Source organism: Janthinobacterium sp. LS2A (assembly GCF_036543145.1).
Taxonomy (GTDB): Bacteria; Pseudomonadota; Gammaproteobacteria; order Burkholderiales; family Burkholderiaceae_D; genus Janthinobacterium; species Janthinobacterium aestuarii.
The window spans coordinates 364,689-382,983 of sequence record NZ_JAZHPB010000004.1 but is presented as its reverse complement, the minus strand read 5'-3'; the positions used below and the strand labels follow the sequence as shown (position 1 = coordinate 382,983).

Below are 18,295 nucleotides of genomic sequence, written 5' to 3'. Positions count from 1 at the left end.
GGCGTGAAAAAATTCAGATAATTATGAAAACTCAACATATCCAAATGACGCCGCTGATCCTGACCTTTGTCAGCCATTTCGGCGAGATGGGCAGCCGCTGGGGCTTTAACCGGACCGTGGGACAAGTGTACGCCTTGTTATTTGTCGCGGAGCACCCTTTGCACGCGGATGAAATCGCGGAGCACCTGAGTTTTTCACGCTCGAACGTGAGCATCGGCCTGAAGGAATTGCAGGGCTGGGGCTTGATCCGCCAGTCGCGCATTCCCGGCGACCGGCGCGAGTATTTTTCCTCGCTGGGCGATGTGTGGCAAATCTTCCGCGTGGTGGCCGCCGAGCGCCGCCGCCGCGAAGTGGCGCCCACCCTGACGGTGCTGCGCGAATCGCTGCTGGCGCCGGCCACGGAACCCGTGGATCAATATGCGCAGGAACGCATGCGTGAAATGTATGAACTGGTCGACCTGGCCAATACCTGGTTCGACGACTTGCAGCGCCTGTCGCCCGAATCGATGGCGCAGCTGATGAAAATGGGCGCCAAGGTACAAAAGCTGCTCAACGCCAAGGATCGCCTGTTTGGCGTCAGCAACAACAACGACTGAAGCACCTTCCTCCCCTCCCTCCCAAAAAAGCCGAGACGCCGCTAGCACAAGTTGGCGCGCCTTGTCACGCCGTTTCCTAACGTTATGTTGTCTATCGTTAACACAAGCAGACATAGCCGTATGCGATGTTGTCAACTGAACCAATAGTATTATTTAAATTGTATTAATTTATATCAAGAGTAAGCTTGCATTTGCGTACTCTCTACGCACAAGAAATAGATAAAAACGGGCAATGGGATGACTTCCCCGGTATGTAGGGACGCGTCCCAACACTATGAAGCGACTGTCTCAAGCACAAGGGGATTTTCATGAAAAGCGTAAAGAGCATTGCCATCAAGGCATCCATGCTGGCCGCAATGACCGTACTGGCAAGTGCGGCCCAAGCCGCCACCTGGGTGGATGTGGGTCCGGCCAGCGGTTTCGTCATTGACGGCAGCACCGTCACTTATTCACCATCTCCGGCACTGCAGGTGAAATATTATGACGACAATCTCGTGCCACAAAGCCCCTCGGACATCCAGGGTTATATCAATGGCGTGTTCGGCACCAGCCTGGGCACCGCCGTCTCGTATTGCGAAAGCGCCACCTCGGGTTGCACTGCCGGCACCACGGCAGGCTTGAGCGGCGGCGTCAATTCGTATACGAGCGCGGCCGCCTATGACTACCTGGCCATCCACTTCGGCCAGGGCGAACTGGTGTTCCACTGGGCCGCACCCGTGGCTGCCGGCACCACCTTCACGATCGAAGGCCTGCCCAAGGACCTGAGCAATTACAGGGCCTTCATTTCAGCCGTGCCGGAACCTGGCACCTATGCCATGCTGCTGGCCGGCCTGGGTCTGCTGGGCTTCATGGCACGCCGCCGCCAGGGAAAGTAAGCCTCATCTGCGGCAGCGGCGCACCAGCGTCCGCTGCCGCCCTCAACGCCAGCGGCCTGTTTGGCCCGTTTACACCGCGCTTGCGGCGCAGGTCCCGTTTTTTACACCATCTTTAGACTCCCCTCGCTATGCTCGACGGCATCCACTGCTGACCGACGAGGGAGTACTCATGCATGAACAACCGTTTCAGCCACGCGCGCGCAGCGTGATCCGCCAGCACCTGCCCGTGCGGGAACGGCTGCGCCTGGCCCGGCTGGCCAACAGGAAAATCATTTCGGCATGCTCGGCGCTGCTGTGCGCGGCGCCGCTGTTGTATTTGCTGAGCGTAGTGCTGTTTGCGCAGCCGTGACACGGCTTGCAGGCGAGCGAAGAACAGAGATGAAGAGTGATGGCAATGCGACAGGCTGTCGCATGCATGGCCAGCATGAGCTGGTCCGCCCAGAGGGAATCGAACCCCCATTCACGGTTTAGAAGACCGTTGTCCTATCCGTTGAACGATGGGCGGAAGGTGCAGTATTTTAATCCATGCGCGCCAGCAATGAAATGCCAGCGCGAAATAGAAAACGGGCTGTCATTTCTGACAGCCCGCTTATGACTTTGGTCGGAGTACAAGGATTCGAACCTTGGACCCCCTGGTCCCAAACCAGGTGCGCTACCGGGCTGCGCCACACTCCGAAGACAAGATAATAACGCCCCCACCCAATTTCGTCAATTGCCATAGACGAATTAGATGGAAATAACTATCGACGCTGCCCCGTGCCTGCCCCTTTAAGCGCCGACTTTATCGGCGATGCGGCGCGCCATGCTCTCGGCCTTCTCCTTGTCTTTCGCTTCCACCATCACGCGGATCAGCGGTTCCGTGCCCGAAGCGCGGATCAGCACGCGGCCCGTGTCGCCCAGTTCGGCCTCGACCAGCTCTTTCTCGGCCACCATGGCGGCATTTTTCTGCCAGTCGAAACCGGGCGCCACGCGCAGGTTGATCAGGGTTTGCGGGAACAGCACCAGTTCGGCCAGGCATTGCTGCAGGCTCTGGCCGCTGCGCTTGAGCGCGGACAGCACTTGCAGCGCGGAGACGATACCATCGCCCGTCGTGTGGCGATCCAGGCACAGCAAATGGCCCGAGCCCTCGCCGCCCAGTATCCAGCCCTTTTCCTTCATGACTTCCAGCACGTAGCGGTCGCCCACCTTGGCGCGCGCAAAGCCGATGCCCTGCTGCTTGAACAACACTTCCAGCGCCATATTCGTCATCAAGGTGCCGACGGCACCGGCCACGGGGCCCGTCGCCAGCCGGTCCTTGACCATGACGTACAACAACTCGTCGCCGTTGTACATACGGCCCGTGGCGTCGCACATGATCAGGCGGTCCGCGTCGCCATCGAGCGCGATGCCCAGGTCTGCACCATGCTCGATGACGGCTTCGGCCATGGCCTTGGTTGCCGTGGCGCCGAAGCCCGCGTTGATATTGAAACCGTCAGGCTTGTTGCCGATGGCGATGACTTCCGCGCCCAGCTCATGGAACACGTGCGGCGCGATATGGTAAGCGGCGCCGTGCGCGCAATCGACGACGATCTTCAGGCCACGCAAGTCCAGTTCGTTCGGGAAGGTGCTCTTGCAAAATTCGATGTAGCGGCCCTGGGCGTCATCCAGGCGTTTGGCGCGGCCCAGCTTGTCCGATGGCACGCAAGCCATGGGTTCGTCGAGCGCCGCCTCGATTTCCAGTTCCACGCTGTCGGGCAGCTTGGTGCCCTGGCCGGAAAAGAACTTGATGCCGTTGTCGTGATACGGATTGTGCGAGGCGGAAATGACGACACCGGCCGCCAGGCGCAGTGCCCGCGTCAGGTAGGCAATCGCCGGGGTCGGCATGGGGCCGGCCAGCATCACGTCCACGCCAGCGGCCGACAGGCCCGCTTCCAGCGCCGCTTCCAGCATGTAGCCGGAAATGCGCGTGTCCTTGCCGATCAGCACAGTCGGGCGCGCCTTGCCGCCTTGCGACTTGGCCAGCACCTTGCCGGCCGCATAACCGAGGCGCATGACGAAATCGGGGGTGATCGGAGCCGTGCCCACCAAGCCGCGGATGCCATCGGTGCCAAAATATTTACGCGTCATAGTTTTCTCTTTTTGTTGTTTATAATGAATCTTACAGGGTCAGTGCGCCATGCGCCAGACCTTCAGTGCATCGGCGGTTTCCGCGACATCATGCACACGGATAATTTCCGCGCCTTGCGCTACCGCAGCCAGCGCGCCGGCCACGCTGCCGGCCAGGCGCTGCTCGACGGGACGGCCCGTGACGGCACCGATCATCGACTTGCGCGACAGTCCGGCCAGCACAGGCAGGCCCAGTTCGCTACGCAGCTGGCGCGTGGCGCGCAGCAAGGCATAGTTCTGTTCCACCGTCTTGCCAAAGCCAAAGCCGGGATCGATGCACAGGCGTTCGCGGGCGATGCCGGCCGCCGTCATCGTGTCGATGCGCGCGCGCAAGAAGTCGATGACTTCGCGCACCACGTCTTCGTACTGCGGCTGGTCCTGCATGGTTTGCGGCACGCTTTGCATGTGCATGATACACAGCGCGCAGTCGCTGTCCCGCACGGCCTCGATGGCGCCCGGCGCACGGAAACCATTGATGTCGTTGATCATGTCGGCGCCCGCCAGGATGGCTTCGCGCATCACTTCCGGCTTGTACGTGTCGACGGACAGGGGCTTGCCGCAGTCACGCAAGGCGTACAGCACCGGCATGACGCGCGCAAGCTCGTCCTTCAGCGGCAGCGGCGGCGCGCCGGGACGGCTCGATTCGCCGCCGATATCGATGATGTCGACGCCGTCAACAATCATCTGCTCGGCGCGCGAGATGGCAAACTCCAGGTGTTGATACTGGCCCGCATCGGAAAACGAGTCGGGCGTGATGTTCAGGATACCCATCACCAGCGCCTGCGTGCCTTGCAGGTTGAAGCCGAAACGGCCGAATTGCAAATAATGTCGCATGTGAATCTTTGTAGTCGTCAGGAAAAAACTGCCGCGGCAACGAAAAAGGGCAAGGATTGCTCCTTACCCTCGTTCTTGCCATACCCTTGCGTGTCGCCCGTCAGGGCGGCCTTTATCAGGCTGGCGCCGTCACGTTTGGCGAGATGCCGCCCGTGCCGCTGTCGCCCGCATTGCGGCGTGGCGGAATGACTTTCGGTGGACGCGGCTCCAGGCCGGCCATGATGTCATTGATTTGCTCGGCATCGATGGTTTCCCATTCCAGCAAGGCTTTGGTCATCATTTCGACCTTGTCGCGGTTGCTTTCCAGCAAGGTGCGCGCCAAAGCATATTGCTTGTCGAGAATGTTGCGGATTTCAGCATCGACCTTTTGCTGGGTCGCTTCCGAGATCGTCTTGGTGGCGCCACCGAAGAAACCTTCGTTTTCGCTATCCTCGTAGACCATCACGCCCATGCTGTCGGACATGCCGAAGCGGGTCACCATGGAGCGGGCCAGCTTGGTGGCACGCGAGAAGTCGTTCGACGCGCCCGTGGACATTTGTCCCACGAAAATCTCTTCGGCGATACGGCCACCGAACAGGATGGAAATTTCTTCCAGCATCTTGTCCTTGTAGGCGGACAGATTGTCGTGTTCCGGCAGCTGCCACGTCAGGCCCAGGGCCCAGCCGCGCGGCATGATCGTGACTTTATGCACGGGATCGGCCTTCGGCAGCAGCTTGGCGACGACGGCGTGACCGGACTCATGGTAAGCCGTATTGCGACGCTCTTCCTCGCGGATGATCATCGATTTACGCTCAGGACCCATGTATATCTTGTCTTTCGCATCTTCGAAGTCGATCATTTCCACCAGGCGCTTGCTGCGGCGTGCCGCAAACAGGGCTGCCTCGTTGACCAGGTTGGCCAGGTCCGCACCCGAGAAACCAGGGGTGCCGCGGGCCAGGATATCGGCTTTCACGTCGGTACCGATAGGTACTTTGCGCATGTGCACGTTCAAGATCTGTTCGCGGCCGCGGATATCGGGCAAGCCGACGGACACCTGGCGGTCGAAACGGCCCGGACGCAGCAAGGCTTTGTCGAGCACGTCGGCGCGGTTGGTGGCGGCCACGACGATCACGCCGGAGTTCGCTTCAAAACCGTCCATCTCGACCAGCAACTGGTTCAAGGTCTGTTCGCGCTCGTCATTGCCGCCGCCCATGCCGGCACCGCGGTGACGGCCGACAGCGTCGATCTCGTCGATGAAGATAATGCATGGCGAATGCTTTTTCGCGTTTTCGAACATGTCGCGCACACGGCTGGCGCCCACGCCGACGAACATTTCCACGAAGTCGGAACCGGAAATCGAGAAGAACGGCACCTTGGCTTCACCGGCGATGGCGCGCGCCAGCAGGGTTTTACCCGTGCCAGGAGGACCGACCATCAACACGCCGCGGGGAATGCGGCCGCCCAGTTTCTGGAATTTGCTCGGATCCTTGAGGAAGTCGACCACTTCGTTGACTTCTTCTTTCGCCTCGTCGCAACCGGCGACATCGGCGAAGGTGACGGTGTTGCTGGCTTCATCCATCATGCGCGCCTTCGACTTGCCGAACGAGAATGCCCCGCCCTTGCCGCCGCCTTGCATCTGACGCATGAAGAATACCCACACGCCGATCAACAGCAGCATGGGGAACCAGGAAACAAAAATAGTTTGCAGGAAAGACGCTTCCTCAGGCGGACGCACATCGAAATGCACGCCATTGTCGCGCAGGTCGCCGATCAGGCCCTTGTCGAGGCTGGTGGCGGTGGTACGCACCTTGGTGTCGTCCATCAGCTTGGCGGTGATCGACGAACCTTCGATCACGACATCCTTGACGCGCTTGGCTTTGACTTCATCCAGCAAATCGGAATAAGCGATGGCCTTGCTGCCGCCTGTGGCGCCATGACTGTCGAATTGCTTGAACAGCATGAACAACAGCAGCAATACGACTACCCAGATGGCAGATTTGGAAAACATGTTATTCACGAAGACTCCTTGGATGCAGTGCGCATCTCTTTACCTATAGCTAGAAACACGATTTTACTCGCAATAAGCGGGCCGTGCCAAAGCCCGCCGATCCGTGCGCGCGAAAAAACCGCGTTCACGCAAAAAAAATGCAGTATAAACAATTTAGGCTTTTATACCATCAGACGCTACTGCACTTCTCGTTCCCATGTGCGGATTCCCTCTTAAATATCAAGGGCGGAATCATCTTCTTCAACGGCATTTTTCAGCGGATTCTTGATTCCACGGCCCATCAGGAAGATTTCCGACGATTTATCGCGGCTGGCCTTGGGCTTTTTCTGCACCACGACCTTGAATTCAGCGCGGAATTTCTCGACGATCTGGCTGAAACCCATGTCTTTAAAGCATTTCACCAGCAGCACGCCAGACGGCTTCAGGTGCAATTGCGAAAATTCGATGGCCAGGTCGATCAGATGCTCCATGCGCGCGGCGTCGGCCGTGGCAATGCCCGACAGGTTGGGCGCCATGTCCGACAGGACCAGATCGACCTTGCGGCCCTGCAACACCACTTCCAGCTGGCGCAGCACGCGCGCTTCGCGGAAGTCGCCCTGGATGAAGTGGAAATCGGCGATCGGTTCCATTTCCAGCATGTCCAGGCCAATCAGGGTACCATTGACCCCGCCGCCGTCCTTGCCGGCCAGCTTGCGCCGTGTGTACTGGGCCCAGCTGCCAGGAGTGCAACCAAGGTCGACAATCACCTGGCCAGGTTTGATCAGTTTTTCGTCTTCATCGATTTCTTTGAGCTTGTATGCTGCCCGGGCGCGGTAGCCCTCTTTTTGCGCCAACTTCACATATGGATCATTTATGTGGTCGTGCAACCAGTTTTTGTTTAATTTCTTCTTTGCCATTCGCGTAGAATACTGCTTTTAAGGGAATTACTAAATATTATTATGCTAAAACTTACACCCGTAGAGCGCAGCGCACTGCGCGCCGAAGCACACGCGCTGAAGCCTATCGTCATCATTGGCGAAGCGGGCTTGACACCTGCTGTCCTCAAAGAGATCGACCTTGGCCTGGATTCGCACGGTCTGATTAAAGTCCGCGTGTTCGGCGACGACCGCGAAGCCCGCGTCGGAATGTACGATACGATTTGCGGCAATCTCGGCGCCGCCCCGGTACAACATATTGGCAAACTGCTGGTAATCTACCGTCCGAAAAAAGAAGTGGTTAAGGAGAAGGTCAGCGCCGGCAAAGGCATGCGCGAAGTGACCATCGTCAAGGCCAGCGCCAGCGGCACCAAGCGCCCGAGCGTGACGAAAGTCATGATCAAGGGCAATGAGCGCGTTACCGAAGGCGGTTCCATCAAGCGTGCCAAGCCACGTCAGAAAAGCGCCAAGAAAAGCGCACTGGGCAGCAAGTAAGCCTGTCGTTCAGCAGCCGCAAGGCTGTTGAAACAAGAAGCGGAGCACGGGATCTTCCCTGCTCCGCTTTTTTATTGCAATTGCGCTTGTCGGATTACACGGCGCCAGGGCGCCGCTAATCCGACCTACGGCATCGATCGGTAGGTCGGATTAGCGCGCAGCGCGTAATCCGACACACACGGCAACAATTACTGCTGTTTCCAGATCAGCACGCCCGCCAGCAAGCTTTGCACGGCAAAGATCACGGTCGACACGCCATGCAGCATGCCGAAGCGGCTGCGCATGGCCTCGTCCATGATTCCCGACGGGGCTTGCGCCTTGAGTTCGGCCATCAGCGGCGAGATGCCGAAATGGCTGAGCAGCGCACACACGAGCATCGACAGCACCAGCGCCCCCAGCAGGCGGCGGCGCTTGAGTTCCAGCGCGCCGGGCGCCCATTGCAGCAAGGCCAGCAGTATCAAGGCGCAAACGATCGACAGCCAGGCCTCGGCGCGGAACATGCTGCCTGCGATATTGCCTGCCAGCACGCGGTCGCTCAAGGTAGCGAACAAGGTCGGCGCCACGATGAAGCCGATGGTCCACAAGCTGCCGGCCCACAGGGTGGCAACGAGGATGCGCACGCGGGCGAGCATCAGATGTACAGCACTTCCAGGATTTCGTATTCGCGCGGGCCGGACGGCGCCTGCACTTCCACCACGTCGCCGGCATACTTGCCGATCAGCGCGCGGGCGATCGGGGACGTCACGGACACCTTGTTCATTTTCAGGTCGGCTTCATCGAGTCCGACGATCTGGTACGTGACTTTCTGGCCCGATTCCAGGTCTTCCAGGTTCACGGTCGAGGCAAACACCACGCGGCCTTCCGCGTCGAGCGCGGTCGGGTCGATGATTTGCGCTGCGCCCAGCTTGCCTTCGAGTTCGGCGATGCGGCCTTCGACGAATGCCTGGCGTTCCTTGGCGGCATCGTATTCGGCGTTTTCCGACAGATCACCGTGCGAACGCGCTTCGGCGATCGCATCGATGACGATGCGGCGTTCCTTGGTCTTCAAATGATGCAGCTCTTCTTTCAAGAGTTCTGCGCCGTATTTGGTCAATGGGACTGAGGTCATGTTATCTCTACTATCTGCTAGTTATCGGCGCCGTTGCAGTGTGTTGCCACGTTTAACGGCCTTACCAAGTGAAAACCACAGAGGCCGCGCGCTGCTCTGCACGGAACTCTGTGGTTGATAAGCATGCAGTGTACCGCCTAACGGCGGTCACTGCAAATGGCACGCGGACTACGCTTGCTGCAGGGTCTTGTGCAGGCCTTGCAAATCGTACACACGCAGCTCATCCAGGTGACGGATGCCTTCGACGGCCGCTTCCGCGCCCGCGATGGTGGTGTAGGTCGTCACGCGCGACGCCAGGGCCGAGGTGCGGATAGCCCGCGAGTCGACGATGGCGCTGCGCTTTTCTTCCACGGTGTTGATCACCAGCACGATTTCATGGTTCTTGATCATGTCGACCACGTGCGGACGGCCTTCGATCACCTTGTTCACTGGCGTGACGGCGATGCCGGCGGCAGCGATCACGGCGGCGGTACCCTTGGTGGCGACCACGGTGAAACCGGACTCGACCAGATCACGCGCCACTTGCACGGCGCGCGGCTTGTCCGACGCTTTCACGCTGATGAAGACCTTGCCCGATTTTGGCAGGTTCACGCCGGCGCCCAGTTGCGATTTCACAAACGCTTCGCCGAACGTCAGGCCTACGCCCATGACTTCGCCCGTCGATTTCATTTCAGGGCCCAGGATGGTATCCACACCAGGGAACTTGACGAACGGGAACACGGCTTCCTTGACGCTGAAGTAAGGCGGCACGACTTCCTGCGTGATGCCTTGCGAGGCCAGCGATTGACCGACCATGCAGCGCGCGGCGATCTTCGCCAGTTGCAGACCGGTGGCTTTCGAGACGAAAGGCACGGTGCGCGACGCGCGCGGGTTCACTTCCAGCACGAAGACGACGTCTTTCATTTCGCCGTCGATCTCTTGCTTCTGGATCGCGAACTGCACGTTCATCAGGCCGACCACGTTCAAGCCCTTGGCCATCAGCGCCGTCTGGCGCTTCAGTTCTTCAATGGTTTCCGGCGCCAGCGAGTATGGTGGCAGCGAGCAAGCCGAGTCGCCCGAATGGACGCCAGCCTGTTCGATGTGTTCCATCACGCCGCCGATGAACGTCGTTTCGCCGTCGGAGATGCAATCGACGTCGCACTCGATGGCGTCGTTCAGGAAGCGGTCCAGCAGCACCGGCGAATCATGCGAGACCTTGACGGCTTCGCGCATGTAGCGCTCGAGGTCGCGTTGCTCGTGGACGATTTCCATGGCGCGGCCACCGAGCACGTACGATGGACGCACGACCAGCGGGTAACCGATTTCCTGCGCCAGCGCCAGAGCGTCGGCTTCCGTACGCGCGGTGCGGTTAGGCGGCTGGCGCAGTTCCAGCTTGTGCAGCATTTGCTGGAAACGCTCGCGGTCTTCGGCCGCATCGATCATGTCAGGCGAGGTGCCGATGATCGGCACGCCATTCGCTTCCAGGTCCAGCGCCAGTTTCAAAGGCGTCTGGCCGCCGTACTGCACGATCACGCCGACCGGTTTTTCGATGGCGACGATTTCCAGCACGTCTTCCAGGGTCAGCGATTCGAAGTACAAACGGTCCGAGGTATCGTAGTCGGTCGACACGGTTTCCGGGTTGCAATTGACCATGATGGTTTCGTAGCCGTCTTCGCGCATGGCGAGGGCAGCGTGGACGCAGCAATAGTCAAACTCGATACCCTGGCCGATACGGTTCGGGCCACCGCCCAGCACCATGATCTTTTTCTTGTCGGTCGGGTTCGATTCGCACTCTTCGTCGTACGTGGAATACATGTACGCCGTGTCGGTCGAGAACTCGGCCGCGCAGGTGTCGACGCGCTTGTAGACGGGACGGATGTTCAGCGCATGGCGCTGCTGACGCACGGCCGTGTCGGTCGTCTGCAGCAAAAAGCCCAGGCGGCGGTCCGAGAAGCCCTTCTGTTTCAACTTGTACAGGGTGTTCTTGTCCAGGTTTTCCAGCTTCTGCGTATCGAGCCACAGTTCCAGGTCGACGATTTCCTTGATCTGGATCAGGAACCATGGGTCGATCTTGGTCAGCTGATGCACTTCTTCCAGGGTGAAACCCTGGGCAAACGCGTCGCCCACGTACCAGATGCGCTCAGGACCAGGCTCGCCCAGTTCTTCTTCGATCTTTTCGCGGTCCTTGGTCTTCTCGTTCATGCCGTCCACGCCCACTTCCAGGCCGCGCAAGGCTTTCTGGAACGATTCCTGGAAGGTACGGCCGATCGCCATCACTTCGCCGACGGATTTCATCTGCGTCGTCAGGTGGTGGTCGGCGGTCGGGAATTTCTCGAAAGTGAAACGGGGGATCTTCGTGACGACGTAATCGATCGACGGTTCGAACGATGCCGGCGTGGCGCCGCCCGTGATTTCATTGCGCAGCTCGTCCAGGGTGAAACCGACGGCCAGCTTGGCGGCGATCTTGGCGATCGGGAAGCCCGTCGCTTTCGATGCCAGGGCCGACGAACGCGATACGCGCGGGTTCATCTCGATGACGATCATGCGGCCATCGACCGGGTTGATCGAAAATTGCACGTTCGAACCGCCCGTGTCGACGCCGATCTCGCGCAGCACTGCCAGACTGGCATTGCGCATGATCTGGTATTCCTTGTCCGTCAGGGTTTGCGCAGGCGCCACCGTGATGGAGTCGCCCGTGTGCACGCCCATCGGGTCGAGGTTTTCGATCGAGCAGATGATGATGCAGTTGTCCGCCTTGTCGCGCACCACTTCCATCTCGTACTCTTTCCAGCCCAACAACGATTCTTCGATCAGCAGCTCTTTCGTCGGCGAAGCTTCCAGGCCGCGCTTGCAGATGGTTTCGAATTCTTCTTCGTTATAGGCGATGCCGCCGCCGGAACCGCCCATGGTGAACGATGGACGGATGATGGTCGGGAAGCCCAGGGTGCGCTGCACGGCCCACGATTCTTCCATCGAGTGCGCCACGCCGGAACGTGCCGAACCGAGGCCGATCTTGGTCATCGCGTCCTTGAACTTGGAACGGTCTTCCGCCTTGTCGATGGCTTCCGGCGACGCGCCGATCAGCTCAACGTTGTATTTCGCCAGCACGCCATTGTTGAACAGGTCCAGCGCGCAGTTCAGCGCCGTCTGGCCGCCCATCGTCGGCAGGATCGCGTCAGGACGCTCCTTGGCGATGATGCGTTCAACGACCGACCAGGTGATCGGCTCGATGTAGGTGACGTCGGCCATTTCCGGATCCGTCATGATGGTCGCAGGGTTGCTGTTGACCAGGATGACTTTGTAGCCCTCTTCGCGCAGGGCCTTGCACGCTTGCGCGCCGGAATAATCGAATTCGCAGGCCTGGCCGATCACGATCGGGCCAGCGCCAATAATCAGAATACTTTTAATATCTAAACGTTTAGGCATTTTTCTTTTTCTCCTCCGCAGCCATCAAGTTGATGAAGCGGTCAAACAGGTAAGCAACATCCATCGGGCCCGGCGACGCTTCAGGGTGGCCCTGGAAGCAGAAGGCCGGCTTGTCCGTGCGGGCAAAGCCCTGCAGGGAACCGTCGAACAGCGATTCATGGGTCACGCGGCAATTCGCGGGCAGAGTTGCCGCGTCGACTGCGAAACCGTGGTTTTGCGAGGTAATCAAGACCTGTTTCGTTTCCAGGTCCTGCACCGGGTGGTTGGCGCCGTGGTGGCCGAACTTCATCTTCAAGGTTTTCGCGCCGGAAGCGATCGCCATGATCTGGTGGCCGAGGCAGATGCCGAAGGTCGGGATGCCCTTCTCGATCAGTTCCTTGGTGGCCGCGATCGCGTAGTCGCACGGTTCCGGGTCGCCGGGGCCGTTCGACAGGAAGATGCCGTCCGGATTCAGTGCCAGGGCGTCGGCGGCCGTCGCTTGCGCAGGCAGCACGGTGACTTTGCAGCCGCGCGCCGTCAGCATGCGCAGGATGTTGCGCTTGACGCCATAGTCGAAGGCGACCACGTGGTATTTCGCGTCGGCATCGGCCAGCTGGCCATAGCCTGCACCCAGGGTCCATTCCGTTTCGCGGTACTCATAGGCATCCTTGCTTGAGACTACCTTGGCCAGGTCCATGCCGGCCAGGCCGGGGAAGGAGCGGGCCAGTTCCAGCGCTTGCGCGGCGGATGGCTCGTTGCCTTGCGTACCGACGAGGATGGCGCCGCCCTGCGCACCTTTTTCACGCAGGATGCGCGTGAGCTTGCGTGTATCGATGCCGGCGATGGCGACGATATTTTCAGCTTTCAGGTAATCGGACAGGGAGAGGGTGGAACGGAAATTGGATGCCAGCAATGGCAGATCGCGGATGATGAGGCCAGCGGCGTGTACCTTGGAAGATTCGACGTCTTCCGGGTTGACGCCCGTATTGCCGATATGCGGATAGGTCAGGGTGACCATCTGGCGGCAATAGCTTGGGTCGGTAAGGATTTCCTGATACCCGGTCATCGAGGTGTTGAAAACAACCTCGCCCGTGGTATGACCGGCGGCACCGATCGAAAAACCTTTAAAGATCGTTCCATCAGCAAGCGCTAATATGGCTGGAACGGCAGGGCCAGAAAAAAATGGCGGCAAGGGCAACTCCTGATAAAGTTACCGTAGCTGCGCCACGTCAGACCGACCGCCTAGATACCCGAGCCAGATGCACTCAGGGTGTTTCAACGGTCATTTTGAATGAGGGGATGGGTAGTCGCTACGGTATATGTGTGATTGGCTAAACCTTTGAATTATAACCAAAAGGAAGCTTTTCCACAAGGAAGAAAATACAGAAGGCCCGGCATTTTTTTTGCGCAGCAGCATAAATCTTGCACCCCATGAAAAAAGCCGCCCGGCGTGCGCGGAGCGGCTTGCAAAGCAATATCGGTTACTACTTACACTAAGGCCGCAATGCCTGCCTTGGCGATTTGAGCGTCCTCGGCGGATTTCACGCCCGAGACGCCGACGGCGCCCACGTAGTGGCCATCGAACACGATGGGCACGCCGCCTTCGAGCAAGCCGTCGATTTCCGGCGCGCTCAGGAACGACACGCGGCCACCATTGATCATCTCTTCGTAGATGCGCGATTCGCGGCGGCCCAGCGCGGCCGTCTTGGCTTTCGATGGGGCGATGTGCGACGAGATCGGCGCCACGCCATCCATGCGCTGCAGCCACAGCAGGTGGCCGCCGTCGTCGACGATGGCGATCGTGACCGCCCAGTTATTCTTGACCGCTTCCGCTTCGGCGGCGGCAGCGATTTTCTTTACGTCGTCCAGGGTCAAAATCGGTTTCGATTGCATGGTGCATCCTTGTTATGTTGAAACAAAATTGTATACGAAATGCGGCAGGCAACCAGCCCTTACTGCTCGCGTTTGGCTTTCAGCTTTTGCTTGAGCTGCGCCATCACGGCAAAGGTCGCCTGCTCGCCCGCCAGGATGGCCTGGTTGCGGCTGTTGAAATCGTTGCCCTTCATGGTGCCCAGGCTGGGCTGGATCACCACGTCCGCATCTTTCAATTCAAACTGATTGATGCGCTGGCCCATGATGGCGAACGTCTGCATCAATACTTCCATCGAGCTGATGGCTTTCTGGGTATCCGTTTGCGACGAAATATTCACGGCGATGATGAAATCGGCGCCCATGTCGCGCGCGAAGCGCACGGGCACGGGAGCGACGAGGCCGCCATCGACATAGGTGTGGCCGGCAATCGTCACGGGCTGGAACACGCCGGGCACGGCCGACGAGGCGCGCACGGCCATGCCGGTGTTACCGCGCTGGAACAGGATCGGCTGGCCATTTTTCAGATCGGTCGCCACCACGCCGAATGGAATCTTGAGTTTTTCCAGCGGCACGCCGCCGACAGCCTTGTTGACATAGCTTTGCAGCGCTTCGCCTTTCAGCACGCCGGACGACTTGCCGAACAGGGGCAAGGCCCAGTCGGAAATGGCCGCCTCGTCCATGTCGAACGCCATCTTTTGCAAGGCAAAGCCGGAGTTGCCTGCCGCATACATGGCGCCCACCACGCTGCCGGCGCTGGTGCCGGTGACGATATCGGCCTGGATACCCTGCGACTCGAGCGCCTTGATCACGCCGATATGCGCGAAACCGCGCGCCGCGCCGCCGCCCAGGGCCAGGCCGATCTTGATCTTGCGCGGCGTGACGACGATGGGTTCGGGCGGCGTCAATACTTGTATCGGTTTCGGGGCGGTGGTATCGCAACCGGCCAGCACGAAGGCGGCCAGGGCAAGCAGGGTCAGGCGTTTAGGGAACATGGTGGAGAGGGGAAACCGCGCGCGGCAGTGGCAATAAAGGAGAGCCGATTGTAGCGCAAGCGGGGCCGCCCGCACTGAAGCCCGTCTTAAATGTTTGCAAATGACAATGTTCCGAACCGTGCGCACCCCTGCGGCTGCTAGACTGGCGCCTGGTTTACCACCTCCCCACCTCCATTTGGCGACTCATGAAAACAGACCAGTTCCGCCTCATCGCTCCTCCATGCTTGCTCGTTGCCGCCCTGCTGGGTGCGGCCTGCGCCAACGCCACTCCCATCGCGACAAAAATGGTGGGCTTTACATGTACGGGGAAGCTGCAGATACCCAATGATCAGGAGGAGCACACGATTGAGCTCAGCTTCGACGCCCCCGACCAGCACGGCGCGCAAGGCACCCACCTGGTTGACGGGCGCGGCAAAGCAGGCAACTTTTACGGCTGCCGGCAAAGCGGCGACAGCCTGTCTTGCACATACGACGCAGGGCCGGCCAGCGGCCCGCTGACCATGCGCTTTACTGGCAACTTGACGCAGGTAAAGGGCGAGTTCAATTCCCCTTTTGAAAACAGTGCCACCATGCAATTTTCCGCACGCTGCCAAAAATCGGCGCCGTAGCGGCGTCCAGTCCATTTTGCCGAAACGGACCTGCGGAACTTGCTCAAGGAAATAGTATGAATCGACAAGCCCTCGTGACAATCGACTTGAGCGAGATCAACTCGCCGCGCCAGCTGCATGCGGCCCTGGCTACCGCGCTGGCGTTCCCTTCCTTCTATGGCATGAACTGGGATGCGTTCTGGGATGCCGTCACGGGCCTGGTGGACATGCCGCAACAGATCGAGCTGCGCGGGTGGACAGCCTTTGCTGCACGCCTGCCCCACGATGCGGCCATCCTGCAGCGCATCCTGGCGCGCATGGCACAGGAAATGCCCGACGAGGCAGCGCATGTGCTTTACATGTAGCGCGGAAACGCTTGACAGCCCGGCCCGACTTCCCTTACATTGAGTGCATGTCCTCCTTCAAACATCCATCCCCTTCCCTGCTGTCGCTATCGCGACTACACCTAGCACGCGCATAAGTTTGCCGCTTTGCTTCGCCTGGCCACACGCCGGCGTGTTTCAAAAACCCTGGAAGGTTTGATGATGTTTGCACCATCCCCATTCGTACACGTAATCCCCACTGTGACCGCCCCTGCTGGCATCGCAGCCGCTCTGCTACCGCTACCGATCGCTTGCCTGGCCTAGTGTCTCGTGGCCGCCCGGCAAGCTTGCGCCACAACCATTGATTTCCCCCCTATCTTCAGGAGTACCCGATCATGATGTTGCAAAACCCAGCTTCCAAATACCGCGCCTTTCCTCCAGTTAAATTGACCGACCGTCAATGGCCGAACCAGATCATCAGCAAACCGCCGATCTGGATGAGCACCGACTTGCGTGACGGCAACCAGTCGCTGATCGAGCCGATGAGCGCGGAAAAGAAGCTGCGGTTCTTCGAGATGCTGATCGCCATCGGCTTGAAGGAAATCGAAGTGGGTTTCCCATCGGCATCGCAGACGGATTTCGATTTTGTACGCAAGCTCGTCGATGAAGGCCGCATCCCGGACGACGTCACCATCATCGTGCTGACACAGTCGCGTGAAGAATTGATACGCCGCACGGTGGAATCCGTCGTCGGCGCCAAGCGCGCCATCGTCCACCTGTACAACTCCGTGGCGCCCGTGTTCCGCAAGGTCGTGTTCGGCATGTCGCGCGAAGAGATCACGAATATCGCCACCACCGGCACCACCCTCGTCAAACAGCTGGTGGCCCAGCATCCGCAAACGGAATGGGGCTTTGAATACACGCCGGAATCGTTCTCGACGACGGAACTCGATTTCTCCAAGCATATCTGCGACGCCGTCAGCGCCATCTGGAAGCCGACGCCCGCCAACAAGATGATCATCAACCTGCCATCGACGGTGGAATGCAGCACGCCCAACGTGTATGCGGACCAGATCGAATGGATGTCGCGCAAGCTGGCGCGCCGCGATTCCATCATCATCAGCGTACACCCGCATAACGACCGCGGCACGGCCGTCGCGTCGGCCGAGCTGGCCGTGATGGCGGGCGCCGACCGCGTGGAAGGCTGCTTGTTTGGCAATGGCGAGCGCACGGGCAACGTCGACCTGGTGACGTTGGCGATGAACTTGTACACGCAAGGCGTGCACCCGGGCCTCGATTTCTCCGACATCGACAGCGTGCGCAAATGCGTGGAAGAGTGCAACCAGTTGCCCGTCCACCCGCGCCACCCGTATGCGGGCGACCTGGTATTTACGGCCTTCTCCGGCTCGCACCAGGATGCGATCAAGAAAGGTTTCGCCAAGCAACAACCGGACAGCATCTGGGAAGTGCCGTACTTGCCGATCGACCCGGCCGACCTGGGCCGCAGCTACGACGCCGTGATCCGCGTCAACAGCCAGTCCGGCAAGGGCGGCATGGCGTACTTGCTGGAACAGGAATACGGCCTGGTCTTGCCGCGCCGCCTGCAGATCGAATTCTCGCGCGCCGTGCAAGCCGTGGCCGACGCCACAGGCCGCGAAATCGCCGCGCAGGATATCCATGAAATCTTCCAGCAGGAATACCTGGAGCAGACGGCGCCGTACTCCTACGCTTCGCACCGCATGGTGGAAGACACGAGCAGCGATGAGTCCGTGCAGATCGACATCAGCCTGTCGCACCGCCAGACGCCGCTGGCCCTGCAAGGCGGCGGCAACGGCCCCATCGATGCCTTCGTCAACGCGCTCGGTCTCGACATCAAGCTGATGGATTACCATGAGCACTCGATCGGCTCCGGCGCCAATGCGCAAGCGGCTTGCTATGTGGAATTGCGCCTCGATAACGGCCCTACCCTGTTCGGCGCCGCCATCGACAGCAATATCGTCACCGCCTCGTTCAAGGCCGTCTTGTCGGCCGTGAACCGCCGCATCAAGCAGACGGACGCCGAAAAAACAACAGCGGCCGACGTGGCTGCCAGCGCCGCCTGAACACGGATCAAGCATCGCTCATAGGGAGAAAAAGCGGTACGGCTTGATCGCCGTGCCGCTTTTTCATTTCTATAAGGCAAT

17 protein-coding genes and 2 tRNA genes are annotated in these 18,295 nt (G+C 59.7%); 7 read left to right on the top strand and 12 right to left on the bottom strand.

The features are described from left to right. The first annotated feature begins 44 nt into the window (after positions 1 to 44). The 3 genes from V3C40_RS14540 to V3C40_RS14530 all read left to right on the top strand — a co-directional run bounded on the left by V3C40_RS14540 (position 45) and on the right by V3C40_RS14530 (position 1,820). Entirely contained in the window at positions 45 to 596 is a 552-nt protein-coding gene (locus V3C40_RS14540; RefSeq protein ID WP_175560510.1) for a GbsR/MarR family transcriptional regulator, read from the top strand. Between the two features lie 308 nt (positions 597 to 904). Beyond that, complete coding sequence (locus tag V3C40_RS14535) at positions 905 to 1,471, top strand: PEP-CTERM sorting domain-containing protein (protein WP_051991862.1); 567 nt, start codon at positions 905 to 907, stop codon at positions 1,469 to 1,471. Between the two features lie 169 nt (positions 1,472 to 1,640). Then, positions 1,641 to 1,820: a hypothetical protein gene (locus V3C40_RS14530; RefSeq protein WP_034757449.1), complete on the top strand. Its 180-nt coding sequence runs from the start codon at positions 1,641 to 1,643 to the stop codon at positions 1,818 to 1,820. A gap of 81 nt (positions 1,821 to 1,901) precedes the next feature. Here V3C40_RS14530 and V3C40_RS14525 read toward each other — a convergent pair. The 6 genes from V3C40_RS14525 to V3C40_RS14500 all read right to left on the bottom strand — a co-directional run bounded on the left by V3C40_RS14525 (position 1,902) and on the right by V3C40_RS14500 (position 7,333). After that, a tRNA-Arg gene (locus tag V3C40_RS14525) sits at positions 1,902 to 1,976 on the bottom strand. Between the two features lie 93 nt (positions 1,977 to 2,069). Beyond that, positions 2,070 to 2,146 (bottom strand) — tRNA-Pro (locus V3C40_RS14520). 93 nt (positions 2,147 to 2,239) lie between these two features. Then, complete coding sequence (gene glmM, locus V3C40_RS14515; protein WP_070304355.1) at positions 2,240 to 3,577, bottom strand: phosphoglucosamine mutase; 1,338 nt, start codon at positions 3,575 to 3,577, stop codon at positions 2,240 to 2,242. 39 nt (positions 3,578 to 3,616) lie between these two features. Beyond that, on the bottom strand, positions 3,617 to 4,450 hold the full coding sequence (gene folP, locus V3C40_RS14510; protein WP_331777800.1) for a dihydropteroate synthase: 834 nt from the start codon (positions 4,448 to 4,450) through the stop codon (positions 3,617 to 3,619). A 115-nt stretch (positions 4,451 to 4,565) separates the two neighbouring features. Further along, positions 4,566 to 6,446 carry an ATP-dependent zinc metalloprotease FtsH gene (gene ftsH / locus V3C40_RS14505; protein ID WP_034757438.1) on the bottom strand — a complete coding sequence of 627 codons (1,881 nt, stop codon included), beginning with the start codon at positions 6,444 to 6,446 and terminating at the stop codon, positions 4,566 to 4,568. A gap of 203 nt (positions 6,447 to 6,649) precedes the next feature. Then, positions 6,650 to 7,333, bottom strand: a complete 684-nt coding sequence (locus V3C40_RS14500) for an RlmE family RNA methyltransferase (protein ID WP_034757436.1) — start codon at positions 7,331 to 7,333, stop codon at positions 6,650 to 6,652. Positions 7,334 to 7,375: 42 nt separating this feature from the next. Here V3C40_RS14500 and V3C40_RS14495 point away from each other — a divergent pair, with 42 nt between their 5' ends. Beyond that, positions 7,376 to 7,846 (top strand): YhbY family RNA-binding protein, encoded by a 471-nt coding sequence (locus tag V3C40_RS14495; protein WP_010397237.1) that lies wholly within the window; start codon positions 7,376 to 7,378, stop codon positions 7,844 to 7,846. A gap of 188 nt (positions 7,847 to 8,034) precedes the next feature. Here V3C40_RS14495 and V3C40_RS14490 read toward each other — a convergent pair whose 3' ends face one another. The 6 genes from V3C40_RS14490 to V3C40_RS14465 form a co-directional block, all read right to left on the bottom strand. After that, on the bottom strand, positions 8,035 to 8,478 hold the full coding sequence (locus V3C40_RS14490) for a DUF4149 domain-containing protein (protein ID WP_331777799.1): 444 nt from the start codon (positions 8,476 to 8,478) through the stop codon (positions 8,035 to 8,037). Further along, a complete protein-coding gene (gene greA, locus V3C40_RS14485) occupies positions 8,478 to 8,954 on the bottom strand; it encodes a transcription elongation factor GreA (protein WP_034757428.1) in 477 nt (158 codons plus the stop codon). The genes V3C40_RS14490 and greA overlap by 1 nt, the downstream gene beginning before the upstream one ends. A gap of 168 nt (positions 8,955 to 9,122) precedes the next feature. Then, positions 9,123 to 12,359 (bottom strand): carbamoyl-phosphate synthase large subunit, encoded by a 3,237-nt coding sequence (gene carB / locus V3C40_RS14480; protein WP_034757425.1) that lies wholly within the window; start codon positions 12,357 to 12,359, stop codon positions 9,123 to 9,125. Then, the gene (gene carA / locus V3C40_RS14475) at positions 12,352 to 13,530 is read right to left on the bottom strand and encodes a glutamine-hydrolyzing carbamoyl-phosphate synthase small subunit (protein WP_034757422.1); all 1,179 of its coding nucleotides are present in this window, start codon (positions 13,528 to 13,530) and stop codon (positions 12,352 to 12,354) included. Before carA ends, carB begins: the two co-directional genes overlap by 8 nt. 296 nt (positions 13,531 to 13,826) lie before the next feature. Beyond that, positions 13,827 to 14,231 carry a GlcG/HbpS family heme-binding protein gene (locus tag V3C40_RS14470; RefSeq protein WP_034757420.1) on the bottom strand — a complete coding sequence of 135 codons (405 nt, stop codon included), beginning with the start codon at positions 14,229 to 14,231 and terminating at the stop codon, positions 13,827 to 13,829. Between the two features lie 59 nt (positions 14,232 to 14,290). Continuing rightward, a complete protein-coding gene (locus V3C40_RS14465; RefSeq protein ID WP_034757417.1) occupies positions 14,291 to 15,202 on the bottom strand; it encodes a patatin-like phospholipase family protein in 912 nt (303 codons plus the stop codon). Positions 15,203 to 15,426: 224 nt separating this feature from the next. Here V3C40_RS14465 and V3C40_RS14460 point away from each other — a divergent pair, with 224 nt between their 5' ends. From V3C40_RS14460 to leuA, 3 genes are all read left to right on the top strand, one after another. Continuing rightward, positions 15,427 to 15,810: a hypothetical protein gene (locus V3C40_RS14460; RefSeq protein WP_331777798.1), complete on the top strand. Its 384-nt coding sequence runs from the start codon at positions 15,427 to 15,429 to the stop codon at positions 15,808 to 15,810. A gap of 56 nt (positions 15,811 to 15,866) precedes the next feature. After that, positions 15,867 to 16,154 carry a barstar family protein gene (locus V3C40_RS14455; protein WP_331777797.1) on the top strand — a complete coding sequence of 96 codons (288 nt, stop codon included), beginning with the start codon at positions 15,867 to 15,869 and terminating at the stop codon, positions 16,152 to 16,154. A gap of 353 nt (positions 16,155 to 16,507) precedes the next feature. Then, a complete protein-coding gene (gene leuA / locus V3C40_RS14450) occupies positions 16,508 to 18,214 on the top strand; it encodes a 2-isopropylmalate synthase (protein ID WP_331777796.1) in 1,707 nt (568 codons plus the stop codon). Positions 18,215 to 18,295: the final 81 nt, after the last annotated feature.